Annotated in this window: 11 protein-coding genes; all 11 read right to left on the bottom strand. The window is 40.4% G+C overall.

Going from position 1 to position 12,581, the window contains the following annotated elements; all coding sequences use genetic code 11:
• Position 1: 1 nt before the first annotated feature.
• A complete protein-coding gene (pyrF, locus tag HCH28_RS03485) occupies positions 2-706 on the bottom strand; it encodes an orotidine-5'-phosphate decarboxylase (protein ID WP_221679775.1) in 705 nt (234 codons plus the stop codon).
• Positions 706-1,617 carry a dihydroorotate dehydrogenase gene (locus HCH28_RS03480; RefSeq protein WP_048394627.1) on the bottom strand — a complete coding sequence of 304 codons (912 nt, stop codon included), beginning with the start codon at positions 1,615-1,617 and terminating at the stop codon, positions 706-708. Before HCH28_RS03480 ends, pyrF begins: the two co-directional genes overlap by 1 nt.
• Positions 1,614-2,387 (bottom strand): dihydroorotate dehydrogenase electron transfer subunit, encoded by a 774-nt coding sequence (locus tag HCH28_RS03475; RefSeq protein WP_004227355.1) that lies wholly within the window; start codon positions 2,385-2,387, stop codon positions 1,614-1,616. The genes HCH28_RS03480 and HCH28_RS03475 overlap by 4 nt, the downstream gene beginning before the upstream one ends.
• Position 2,388: 1 nt before the next feature.
• Positions 2,389-5,586, bottom strand: a complete 3,198-nt coding sequence (gene carB / locus HCH28_RS03470; RefSeq protein ID WP_221679773.1) for a carbamoyl-phosphate synthase large subunit — start codon at positions 5,584-5,586, stop codon at positions 2,389-2,391.
• Entirely contained in the window at positions 5,579-6,679 is a 1,101-nt protein-coding gene (gene carA / locus HCH28_RS03465) for a glutamine-hydrolyzing carbamoyl-phosphate synthase small subunit (RefSeq protein ID WP_221679772.1), read from the bottom strand. Before carA ends, carB begins: the two co-directional genes overlap by 8 nt.
• A complete protein-coding gene (locus HCH28_RS03460) occupies positions 6,679-7,956 on the bottom strand; it encodes a dihydroorotase (RefSeq protein ID WP_221679770.1) in 1,278 nt (425 codons plus the stop codon). Before HCH28_RS03460 ends, carA begins: the two co-directional genes overlap by 1 nt.
• 1 nt (position 7,957) lies before the next feature.
• Entirely contained in the window at positions 7,958-8,836 is an 879-nt protein-coding gene (locus tag HCH28_RS03455) for an aspartate carbamoyltransferase catalytic subunit (protein ID WP_131521614.1), read from the bottom strand.
• A gap of 194 nt (positions 8,837-9,030) precedes the next feature.
• Positions 9,031-10,341 (bottom strand): uracil-xanthine permease family protein, encoded by a 1,311-nt coding sequence (locus HCH28_RS03450; protein WP_221679768.1) that lies wholly within the window; start codon positions 10,339-10,341, stop codon positions 9,031-9,033.
• A gap of 14 nt (positions 10,342-10,355) precedes the next feature.
• Positions 10,356-10,904, bottom strand: a complete 549-nt coding sequence (gene pyrR, locus HCH28_RS03445; protein WP_004227349.1) for a bifunctional pyr operon transcriptional regulator/uracil phosphoribosyltransferase PyrR — start codon at positions 10,902-10,904, stop codon at positions 10,356-10,358.
• A 240-nt stretch (positions 10,905-11,144) separates the two neighbouring features.
• A complete protein-coding gene (locus HCH28_RS03440; protein ID WP_221679766.1) occupies positions 11,145-12,056 on the bottom strand; it encodes an RluA family pseudouridine synthase in 912 nt (303 codons plus the stop codon).
• A complete protein-coding gene (gene lspA, locus HCH28_RS03435) occupies positions 12,053-12,532 on the bottom strand; it encodes a signal peptidase II (protein ID WP_004227346.1) in 480 nt (159 codons plus the stop codon). The genes HCH28_RS03440 and lspA overlap by 4 nt, the downstream gene beginning before the upstream one ends.
• Positions 12,533-12,581 lie beyond the last annotated feature (49 nt).

Raw genomic sequence — 12,581 nt, 5'->3', positions numbered from 1 at the left:
TTTATGCCTCCCATAATTCACTTACGATTTTATATGCTGCTACTGGATCCTGTGCACCTGTTACAGCACGGCCAACAACGATGAGTGATGAACCATCATGCTTTGCCCCATCAGGTGTTGCTATACGTTTTTGATCGTGTGCAGCACCTCCAGCTAAACGAATCCCAGGTGTGACACGTAGAAATTCATCTCCACACACCTCAGCAATTGCCTTAGCCTCATGGACAGAGCAAACAACACCTTGTAAGCCTGCTTCCTTTGTCAGCCCTGCGTAGTGTAGGACAGACTCTTGCAATGAAAGAGCAATCTTTTGTTCTGCTTGCATTTGTTCTTCTGTTGTGGATGTTAATTGAGTAACAGCTATTAGCGCAGGACGTTCTTTGCCTGTTGGTGTTCCTGCTTCAAGTCCTTCTAGAGCTGCTTCCATCATAGCACGTCCGCCTGCAGCATGGACATTGACTAAATCTACCCCTAATTTTGCTAGCCCCTTCATCGCAGAGCCTACTGTATTTGGGATATCATGTAATTTTAAATCAAGGAAAATATCATGACCTAAATCCTTTACTTTACGTACGATATCAGGTCCCTCTTGCATATATAATTCCATTCCAATTTTCACGAAAAGAGGCTCATCGAATTTTTTAAGAAAATCGAATACTTCTTTTTCTCCTGGAAAATCTAGAGCTAGTATAGGTTTCGTATTCATCAACGATGGCTCCTTCCAATAATCTCTGTTATATGTTCTACACCTAATGCATCCAGCTTTGCTGGTAATTCTTCAATAATGTTCGGGCAAACGAAATGGTCAACAAAGTTAGCTGTTCCTACTGCTACAGCTGAAGCACCTGCGGACATAAAATCAATGACATCCTGTGCTTCCGTTACACCGCCCATACCAATTATCGGAATATTGACAGCCTTGTACACCTCATAAACCATTCGTATTGCTACAGGTTTTACAGCAGGACCAGATAGTCCACCTGTGCCATTAGCTATGACTGGCTTACCTGTACGCTCATCTAAACGCATACCAACCAATGTATTAATCATGGTAATACCATCTGCTCCACCTGCTTCAACAGCTAGGGCAATATCAACGATGTTCGTCACGTTTGGTGATAACTTCACATAGACTGGCACTTCTGACACAGCCTTGACAGCCTTGACCAGCTCACGTGCAGTAGCAGGATCTGTTCCAAATTGAATACCACCACATTTCACATTAGGGCACGAAATATTCAGCTCCAACGCTTTAACATTTGAGGCTGTTGAAATACGGCGTGCTACTTCTACATAGTCTGATGTCTCTGTTCCAGCAACATTGGCGATGATGGGCACATTATAATCCTCTAAAAATTTTAATTCCTCATTCATCACTTTTTCAATGCCTGGATTTTGTAGACCAATGGCATTTAACATCCCCGCTGCTGTTTCGGCAACACGTGGCGTAGGGTTACCTGCACGCGTTTCGACCGTTGTTGCCTTAATCATGATAGCCCCCAGTTTAGATAAATCATAAAGCTGTGCATATTCACGACCAAAACCAAAGCAACCTGAGGCTGGCATAATAGGGTTTTTTAAATCTAAGCCTGGTATTTGAATTGTTAAACGACTCATAGTGCCACCGTTCCTTTCGGGAAAACTGGTCCATCAGAGCAAACTTTAACATAGTCTTTTTCAACCTGATCAGTTGTTTTGCATACACATGCAAAGCAAGCTCCAATACCACAGCCCATACGTTCTTCAAATGATAAATAGCCTTCTTTTTCAGGATAAAAGCCTTCTAATGCTCTTAACATTGGTAAGGGTCCACAGGAATAAAAAACATCAAATTCAGGAGCATGCGACTCTAAAACCGTTGTTACAAAGCCTTTTGTACCTTTCGAGCCATCCACCGTAACATAATGCGTTTCACCAAGTGCACTAAATTCATCCTCATAAAAGCAGACATCTTTTGTTTGGAAGCCTAAGACGTGGATTGTTTTCACACCACGAGCATTCAATTGCTTAGCTAGCTCATGTAATGGAGGGACACCAATGCCACCACCAACTAATAGTGCAGTACCTCCCTCTTGCACCGCTTCTACTGGGAAACCATTCCCAATTGGTCCAAGTACGTTGACCAGCTGACCTTCTCGATTTGTTGCCAGAACTTTCGTACCACGCCCCTCAGCACGATAGATCATTGTAAACTCATTGTTGTCTTTATCAATATTTGCAATACTAATTGGTCGACGTAAAAGCGGCTCCAGTGAATCCGACACCTTTACATGGACAAACTGGCCAGGAGTCATCTCCTGAACCAGTTCACCATGAAGTGTCAGTTCGAAAATGTTTGTCGCAATTTGCTTTTGAGAGACGACCGTCATTTTCTCTTGACGTATCATATTAGTGTACTACCTCCGCTTTTGGCATTTGTTCTGCTGTAAATGTCATAGATTCGATAACACGTACCATTGCTTCTGCTGTATCTAAAGATGTTAGACAAGGAACACCATTTTCTACAGACTCACGACGAATTCGGAAGCCGTCACGAGCTGGTTGCTTGCCTTTTGTTAAAGTGTTGACAACAAGCTGAGCTTCCCCATTTTGGATAAGGTCAATCAATGTTTGTCCTTTCGCCCCAATCTTGCCTACTACATCAGTTCGTACGCCTGCTGCTTCAAATGCTTTTGCTGTACCTTCAGTTGCTACAATGCGATAGCCTACTGTTGAGAAGCGTTTTGCTAATGCAATCGCTTCTTCCTTATCTTTATCAGACACAGTGAATAATACTGTACCTTCTGTTCGTATTTCCATACCTGCTGCAACTAAGCCTTTATAAAGAGCTTTTTCTAATGTTGCATCTTTCCCCATTACTTCACCAGTAGATTTCATTTCAGGTCCTAATGTAATGTCTACACGTCGTAATTTAGCGAATGAGAACACTGGTACTTTTACAAATACGCCTTTTTGCTCAGCTGCTAGGCCTGTTGGATAGCCTTGCTCTACAATGGATTTGCCAAGGATTGCTTTTGTTGCAATATTAGCCATTGGGATATTTGTAATCTTACTTAGGAACGGTACTGTACGTGATGAACGTGGGTTCACCTCGATAACAAATACTTCGTCTTGTGAAATGACATATTGGATGTTCATTAAGCCGATGATGCCTAGCCCCTTCGCAAGACGAGTTGTATAGTCAACTAATGTATCTTTTTGTGCCTGTGTTAATTTTTGCGGTGGATAAACAGAGATTGAGTCACCAGAGTGAACTCCTGCACGCTCGATATGCTCCATAATTCCTGGTATTAACACATTCTCACCGTCACAGATAGCATCTACTTCAATTTCCTGTCCTGTTAAGTAACGGTCTACTAATACTGGATGATCTGGAGATGCCTCTACCGCGTTTTCCATATAGTGCTGTAATTCTTCTTGGTTATAAACAATTTCCATTGCACGTCCACCAAGTACATAAGAAGGGCGGACAAGCACTGGGAAGCCTAGACGCTCACCAATGGCAAGAGCCTCCTCTGTAGAAACCGCTGTTTCTCCTTGAGGTTGTGGAATATCTAATTCACGTAGCGCCTGCTCAAATTTATCGCGGTTTTCTGCACGGTCAATATCCTCAAGAGACGTACCTAAGATTTTCACACCATTAGCAGCTAATTTATCAGCAAGGTTAATAGCCGTTTGACCACCGAATTGAACAACAACACCAATTGGTTGTTCTAAGTCGATAATATGCATAACATCCTCAATTGTTAATGGTTCAAAATATAATTTATCGGAAATTGAGAAATCTGTTGACACTGTTTCTGGATTTGAGTTAATGATGATCGCTTCATAACCTGCTTCTTGAATCGCCCATACTGAGTGTACTGTGGCGTAGTCAAATTCTACCCCTTGGCCAATGCGGATTGGACCTGAACCGAGTACCACCACAGAAGGTTTTTCTGACTTAATCGATTCATTTTCGTCTTCATATGTGCCATAGAAATATGGTGTTTCTGATTCAAATTCTGCTGCACATGTATCCACCATTTTATAGACTGGCATAATACCATGCTCTTTACGATAAGCATACAATTCTTCTGGTGTTGTTTCCCAAAGCTCAGCAATTTTCTTATCTGCAAAGCCTAAACGTTTAGCTGTTCGTAGTACGTCTTTATCATTCTTATTGTCAGCAAGCGTTTGTTCCATATCCACAATATTTTTAAATTTATTTAAGAAGAATAGATCGATTGCTGACCATTCATGAATTTGTTCAATTGTTACACCTCGACGTAAAGCTTCACCGATGAAGAATAGACGTTCATCCCCAGCCTTGCGAATACGTTTTTCAATCCAAGAATCTGAATTTTCTTCAGCATGTTTTAACTCTAAGTGTACTTGACCTGTCTCAAGAGAACGAACCGCTTTTAGCATAGCTTCCTCAAAAGTACGACCTAAAGCCATTACTTCACCAGTAGCTTTCATTTGCGTACCAAGATTACGTTTAGCAGATTCGAATTTATCGAATGGCCAACGAGGAATTTTTGCTACGATATAGTCCAGTGCAGGCTCAAAACAAGCATACGTTGAGCCAGTTACAGGGTTCTTAATTTCATCTAACGTTAAGCCTACTGCAATTTTAGCGGCTAGCTTAGCAATTGGATAACCTGTTGCTTTTGATGCTAATGCAGATGAACGAGAGACACGTGGATTTACTTCAATCACATAGTAATTAAAGCTATATGGATCAAGTGCAAGCTGTACGTTACAGCCACCTTCAATTTTTAATGCGCGAATAATATCGAGTGAAATATTACGTAGCATTTGGTTTTCACGATCAGATAATGTTTGCGTTGGTGCAACAACGATTGAGTCACCTGTATGAATCCCTACTGGGTCAACGTTTTCCATGTTACATACAACGATGGCATTGTCAGCTGCATCACGCATTACTTCGTATTCAATTTCTTTATAGCCTGCGATTGATTTCTCTAATAGACATTGCGTTACAGGTGAATATTTTAAACCTGATGTCACAATTTCTTCTAAGTCTTGATCGTTGTAGCAAATACCGCCCCCTGTACCGCCAAGTGTAAAGGCAGGTCGAACAATGACAGGATAGCCAATTTTCGCAACAAATCTTTTCGCTTCATCTAAGTTATGAATAATATCAGATTCAGGAACTGGTGCTCCTAACTCATACATTAAATTACGGAATAAATCACGGTCCTCTGCTTTATGGATGGCATCTAATTTAGTACCAAGGATTTCAATCCCAAGCTCATCTAGAATACCTGATTTGTCTAATTCGATCGCCATATTCAGGCCCGTTTGACCACCAAGTGTTGGTAAAATCGCGTCTGGGCGTTCTTTACGTAATATACGTGATACAAAATCAAGAGTAATTGGCTCAATATAGACTTTGTCTGCAATTTCTGTATCTGTCATGATTGTAGCAGGGTTTGAGTTGATTAAAATAACGCGGTAGCCCTCTTCTTTTAATGAAAGACATGCTTGTGTTCCTGCATAGTCAAATTCTGCTGCTTGTCCGATAACAATTGGGCCTGAGCCGATTACTAAAATAGTTTCAATATCTGTACGTTTAGGCATGTTGTTTCCCCTTCCCTGCTTCTACTTCCATCATTTCGATGAATTCATCAAATAAGTGGTTTGAATCTTCTGGACCTGGTGATGCTTCTGGGTGATATTGCACTGTGAAAATTGGATATTTTTTATGACGCACACCTTCACATGTTCCATCATTTAACGCGATATGTGTTAATTCTAAATCGGTATCTTTTAATGATTCAATATCGATGGCATAGCCATGGTTCTGAGATGTTAAATCTGTACGACCTGTGCGTAAATCTTTTACTGGATGGTTACCACCACGATGTCCAAATGGTAATTTAAAGGCTTTCGCACCACTTGCTAAAGAAAAGATTTGATGGCCTAAACAAATACCGAACATTGGCACTTTTCCAATTAAGCTACGTACTGTTTCAATGCCTTCTTGAACATCTTCAGGATTTCCTGGTCCATTCGACAGCATGATACCGTCTGGATGCCAAGCTAAAATTTCCTCAGCTGACGTATTATATGGTACTACTAGCACATCACAATCACGTTTGTTTAATTCTCGTAAAATCCCATGCTTCATTCCATAATCAATTAGGACAACTCGTTTACCACGTCCTGGAGATGGGTAGGCCGCTTTTGGTGATACTTCACGAACATGGTGTGTAATGGCTGGCGTTGCTTTTAATTGTGCCACTATTTCATCTACATTTACTTCTTCATCAGCAGCTGTCAAAATCGCTTTTACTGAACCTTTACTACGAATAATACGTGTTAATTTTCGTGTATCAATCCCTTCAATTCCTGGGATATCCTTTGATGTCAAATAGTCATCTAAAGTTAAATCACAGCGGAAATTTGAAGGATTTTTAGCTAATTCACGTACAACAAATCCACGAATTGCTGGCGTAATCGATTCAAAGTCATCACGGTTAATGCCGTAATTACCAACTAAAGGATAAGTTAAAGTGACAATTTGTCCATAGAATGAAGGATCTGAAATCGTTTCCTGATAACCCGTCATGCCTGTTGTGAATACAACCTCACCTTGTGAAGCGCGCTCGCTACCAAATGCTGTACCTGTAAATACTGTGCCATCTTCTAAAACTAGTAAACGTTTTTTCATTACTCTGCCTCCTGATATACGATATTGCCTTCAAAAATCGTTAGTACGGGCCAACCCTTTGCCACCCAGCCGTTGAATGGTGTATTACGACCTTTTGATACAAAGCCTTCTGCATCAATCGTTTGTTCTTTTTGAATATCAATTAAAATCATATCAGCTGAAGCACCCACTTCTAATGTGCCATATGGCAGATCAAAAATCTCAGCTGCTTTCGCTGTCATCCAATCAATTAATTGTTTTAACGTCCACTTTCCTGTTTCTACAAACTGTGTATAAAGTAGTGGGAAAGCTGTTTCGAAACCTACAATACCAAATGGTGCGCCAACCATACCGCAGCATTTTTCTTCTACTGTGTGTGGCGCATGATCTGTTGCAATGCAGTCGATTGTACCATCAAGTAGTGCTGCATGTAGAGAATCTTTATCATCAGCTGCGCGTAATGGTGGGTTCATTTTCCAATTAGCATCATCAGATGGAATATCCATCTCTTCTAGCAATAAATGATGTGGACAAACTTCTGCTGTAACACGGATTCCCGCAGCCTTTGCATCTCTTACCGCACGCACTGATTCCTTCGTCGATACATGACAAACATGGTAACGAGCGCCTGCTGCTTCTGCAAGTAGTACATCTCGTGCAATTTGTACGGATTCACAGATGGAAGGTATTCCTGGGAGGCCTAGCTCTTTATTACGCTTTCCTTCATGCATCACACCATCATAGATTAATGAGTTGTCCTCACAATGCGCTACAACGACCATATCGTGCTGGGCCGCATCTTTCATTTGCTCATACATCGTTGAGGCTAGCTGGATACCAACACCATCATCTGAGAATGCCACTGCTCCATGTGCTTTTAATTCTTCAATATTTGTTCGAACCTCACCCGATATATCCTTTGTTAGGGAACCGTATGGGAGTACTCGAATAACCGCACTGTCCTGAATGAGCCCATTGATGAGTTGCATGTTTTCAACCGAATCAGGTACTGGCTTTGTATTAGGCATTGCGCAAATTGTCGTAAAGCCACCTTTTGCTGCTGATGCCGAACCTGTTGCAATGGTTTCCTTATGCTCAAATCCTGGCTCTCGTAAATGTGTATGAACATCGATAAAGCCTGGCGCTACGATTAAACCATGTCCTTCAATCAGTTCTGCACCCGCTACAGTCACATCTTGACCAATAGCCGTAATCTTTCCGTCTGCCATTGCAATATTGACTGTCTTCAATTCACCTTGTTCATCTAGCATTTGTACATTTTGAAGTACCTTTGTCATGTTATTCTCTCCCCTTTAAAATGGTTTCCATAATAGCCATCCGTGTGTAAACACCGTTCCGCACCTGTTCAAAAATTCGAGAGCGATCACACTCAACTAACTCAGAGGCAATTTCAACATCACGATTGACGGGTGCTGGATGCATAATAATGGCTGATTCTTTCATTTGCTTTTCTCGTTCAATTGTTAAACCAAACTCTTGATGGTAACCTTCCTTTGAAAAGCTTTTATTTACTTTATGACGTTCATGTTGCACACGTAGTAACATAATGACATCACTTATTTCGATCAGATTATCCCATGAATGATGCGCTTCAAAACCGCCAGACCATTCTTCTGGACAAAGGAAATGAACATTTGCCCCTAAATTTTGTAATGCTGTTGCATTTGATTTCGCTACTCGACTATGAGAGATATCTCCTGCAATAGTGACATTCAACCCTTCGAAATAGCCAAACTCCTTTTTGATGGTATAAAGATCCAATAAGGATTGTGAAGGGTGTTGCCCAGCACCATCCCCTGCATTAATAATCGCTACATTAATACCATCCAGCAGCTCATTGTAATACTCATCTTCTGACGCTCGAATGATGACAGCATCTAAACCAATCATTTCCAACGTTTTGACAGTATCGTACATCGTTTCCCCTTTCGTAACACTTGAAAACCCTGCATCAAAAGGGATAACATGACAGCCAATTTTGTATTCTGCCATTTCAAAGCTTGTTTTTGTGCGAGTACTTGGTTCAAAAAATAAATTGGCCACTTTGTGTGTGCGAGATAACGATGATGTTTCACCATTTTCAAATGCTTGCGCAAGATCTAGGATTTGGTTAATCTCTTCTGTTGTTAAATGTTCCATCGATAATAAGTTCTTCATCATGTGACCTCCATTAGGTTGTGAATCGTGAACGTCTATATATGACGTTCTCTTTATATAAAGTAAAAGCCCCGTTGATGTCATCAACGAGGCATGAGGAGGCGTGACAAACTACAGCAAGACATATATCCTACTTCAGCCTGTCCACAACTTCCCTTTTTTTGCCTCTCTGGACAATTCATTAAAAGGTACTACTATGAATCTTTATTTTGATTGTATTGTACGGGTATATCAGCTTCTTTTTTACCTGGTAGAATCGCGTTCAATAGCACACCAATAATCGCCGCTAGTGCCATTCCTTCAACACTCAATGATTCTGAGATAACAAACTTGGCACCGCCAATACCAATGACTAAAATCACTGAAGCAATTACTAGGTTACGACTGTTACCAAAATCAATATGATTATCTACTAGCATACGTAAGCCACTTGCTGCGATAATTCCGAAGAGTAATATGGAAACTCCACCAAGTACTGCGGTTGGAATCGTTGCAATTACTGCCATTGCTTTCCCGAAGAATGATAGTAAGATAGCAACCACTGCTGCACCTGCAATAACGTAAATACTGTATACTCTAGTAATGGCTAGTACACCAATATTTTCACCATACGTTGTTTTCGGAGGACCTCCGATTAAAGCACTAACAAATGTGCCAAGTCCGTCACCTAGTAGCGAACGGTGTAGTCCTGGCTCTTTAATATAATCCCGATCTACTACTTTTCCTAATACCAATTGATGACCAATATGTTCCGAAATTGTTACAATTACGATTGGTACCATGATAAGTAGAATTTTTGTTGTTATTTCAAACTCATAATGCACACCTGGTATTAAGAAATCAGGCATTGCGAAGAATTTTGCTTTGGCAATCGGTGTATAGTCTACTATGTCGATCAGCATGGAGTAAATGTATCCTACAATTAGGCCCATCAAAATTGGCATAGTGCTTAAAATTCCTTTAAAGAAAATCGTAAAGATGATAGCTGTAAAGACCGTAACTAAAGCAGCTGAGAAGTGTAAAAAGCTATACTCTCCATTGACGTTCATCGCCATATTCACAGCCGTACCAGAAAGTCCAAGCCCAATTACCATAATTACTGGACCTACAACAATCGGTGGCAAGATTTTCATAATCCACTTATAACCACTTTTCCAAATGATTAAGGATACAATTCCGTACGTAATGCCGACAGCCATAGCACCGATCATGGCATTGCCTGGATTTACACTTGAACCGTCTTCATTTAAACCACCTGCAGCAAGTAAGATTGGTGCAATAAAGGCGAAGGATGATCCTAAATAAGCTGGTACCTGAAATTTCGTAATTAATAGGAAGAATAATGTAGCAATTCCGCTTGTTAAAAGGGCAATCGCTGGACTAAGACCAACTAACTGCGGTACTAAAATCGTTGAACCAAACATCGCAAACATATGCTGGAAACTTAATGTCACTAGCTGGAGCGGAGTCGGTTTATCCTTAATATCTAAAACTGCATTTGACATACTGTTTCCTCACTTTATTGTTCGTCTTCTTTGTAAATAATGACGCAATCTTCTCCGTCTACTTCTTGTAAATTGACAACAATGCGCTCAGAGCCAGAAGTTGGAACGTTTTTTCCCACATAGTCTGCTCTAATTGGTAGCTCTCGATGTCCTCTATCTACTAGAACAGCTAGTTGAATTTGTGCAGGTCTTCCTAAATCCATTACAGCATCTAGAGCTGCACGTACTGTTCGACCTGTATAAAGTACATCATCCACTAAGATGATTTTTTGATTTTTCACTTGATACTCGATATCAACTTGTTCTACATGTGCTTGTTCGTTTTCATGTTTCGTTGTTAAATCATCTCGGTAAAGTGTAATATCAAGTTCCCCTGTACGAATCGGTTTACCTTCAATTTTTTCAATTCGCTGCGCCAAACGTCTGGCTAGAAAGGCACCTCGTGTTTTAATGCCAACTAAAATACATTCATCGATTCCTTTATTACGTTCAATAATTTCATGGGCTATACGTGTTAATGCTCGTGTCATTGATGGGCCATCTAATAATTCATTTTGTGCCATATTCGTATCCTCCTCTCTTCAATCTATTATCGGCCATGTGTCCATAAAAAAACCTCTCGAGGCGAATAGCCTGAGAGGGTTGTATACGTGTCGAAAAAGCATGTTGGAAAAATTTGCAGCACAAATTTCCACAACACTATCACATGTCCCTTCTCAGCCTCTCTGGACTGCCATTAAAGGTGAATATTTAGTTAAATTGTTCATTCACTGTCGTTAGTATAGACTTTCTTTTCGTATACGTCAATGCCTATTTCGTAAATCATTTAATAATTGTTCATAATCAGCTGGAAGTGGTGTTTCAAACTCCAAATATTCTCCAGATGAAGGATGATCGAATCCTAAAGTCGCTGCATGTAACACTTGTCCCCCAAAGTCGATTGTCTTTTTCGGGCCATATTTTGGATCTCCAACAAGTGGGAAACCAATATAATTCATATGCACACGTATTTGGTGTGTACGTCCTGTTTCTAAACGACATTCCACGAGCGTATAGTCACCAAAACGTTCATCAACTTGGAAGTGTGTGACAGCATGTTTACCATTATCGACAACTGCCTGTTTTTGGCGATCTTTTTGGTCACGTCCAATTGGTGCATCAATTGTCCCCTTATCATGTGCAATATGCCCGTGGACAAGAGCAATATATTTACGAGTAACTGTTTTATTAACTAATTGATTGACTAATGATTCATGAGCCGTATCATTTTTAGCAACCATCAATAAGCCCGATGTATCTTTGTCGATACGATGGACAATCCCAGGTCGTAGTACACCATTAATCCCCGATAAGTCTTTACAATGATACATTAACCCATTTACTAGTGTACCTCCCATATGGCCCGGTGCTGGATGTACCACCATACCCTTTGGTTTATTCACAACAAGAACATCTGCATCCTCATAAACAATATCTAAATCTAAATTTTCCGGGACAACATCCAATTCTTCCACTTCTGGTACATCAATAGCGATGATGTCACCAGCTTTAACCTTATATTTTGCCTTTACAGCATCACCGTTTACTTTAATGACTCCATCACTAATCCAGTTCCCAATTTGCGTACGTGACCACTCAGATTGTAAGCTGGAAAGTGCTTTATCAATGCGCTCTCCTTGCTGCTGTTCTTCGATTGTATATGTTACTTGCGTCATTGTTTCACCTGTTTCTTCTCTTTTTTATCTTCCATAATTAAGCCAATCATCAGCACGACAACTGCTATTGTTAATGCAGCATCTGCCACATTAAAAATAGGGAAATCATAATTAATAATTGGAATTAAAACATCTACAAAATCGACCACTTCTCCTCTAAATAGACGGTCAATAAAGTTACCTACTGCACCACCAAGCAAGAGCATTAAGCCAACTTGAAAAACAGGCTTTCCCTTTGCTTCTTTATGATAAAAATAGACAATCGCACAGATAACAGCAACTGTGACAATACTAAACAGCCACATTTGCCCCTCTAGCATCCCCCATGCTGCCCCTCTATTTCGATGAGACAAAATACCAAACCATGGGTCCCATACAGCAATGCGTTCAGCATATTCCATATTTTTCACAATCAGCCATTTTGTCCATTGATCCAGTAAAACGACAAAAGCAGCTAATCCATAATATTTATACACAGACATTCCTCCGTTCACTCAACATCTTACCTATTCTACCATAACAGTA

The sequence above is a fragment of the Lysinibacillus sp. K60 genome, assembly GCF_019731275.1.
GTDB classification, from domain to species: domain Bacteria; phylum Bacillota; class Bacilli; order Bacillales_A; family Planococcaceae; genus Lysinibacillus; species Lysinibacillus capsici.
This window is presented reverse-complemented; position numbering and strand designations above follow the sequence as displayed.

Coding starts and splice junctions, on each gene's coding strand:
- HCH28_RS03450 (WP_221679768.1), bottom strand. CDS start 10,341: ATGTCAAATGCAGTTTTAGATATTAAGGATAAACCGACTCCGCTCCAG.
- HCH28_RS03440 (WP_221679766.1), bottom strand. CDS start 12,056: ATGACGCAAGTAACATATACAATCGAAGAACAGCAGCAAGGAGAGCGC.
- HCH28_RS03480 (WP_048394627.1), bottom strand. CDS start 1,617: ATGAGTCGTTTAACAATTCAAATACCAGGCTTAGATTTAAAAAACCCT.
- pyrF (WP_221679775.1), bottom strand. CDS start 706: ATGAATACGAAACCTATACTAGCTCTAGATTTTCCAGGAGAAAAAGAA.
- HCH28_RS03455 (WP_131521614.1), bottom strand. CDS start 8,836: ATGAAGAACTTATTATCGATGGAACATTTAACAACAGAAGAGATTAAC.
- pyrR (WP_004227349.1), bottom strand. CDS start 10,904: ATGGCACAAAATGAATTATTAGATGGCCCATCAATGACACGAGCATTA.
- HCH28_RS03475 (WP_004227355.1), bottom strand. CDS start 2,387: ATGATACGTCAAGAGAAAATGACGGTCGTCTCTCAAAAGCAAATTGCG.
- carB (WP_221679773.1), bottom strand. CDS start 5,586: ATGCCTAAACGTACAGATATTGAAACTATTTTAGTAATCGGCTCAGGC.
- carA (WP_221679772.1), bottom strand. CDS start 6,679: ATGAAAAAACGTTTACTAGTTTTAGAAGATGGCACAGTATTTACAGGT.
- HCH28_RS03460 (WP_221679770.1), bottom strand. CDS start 7,956: ATGACAAAGGTACTTCAAAATGTACAAATGCTAGATGAACAAGGTGAA.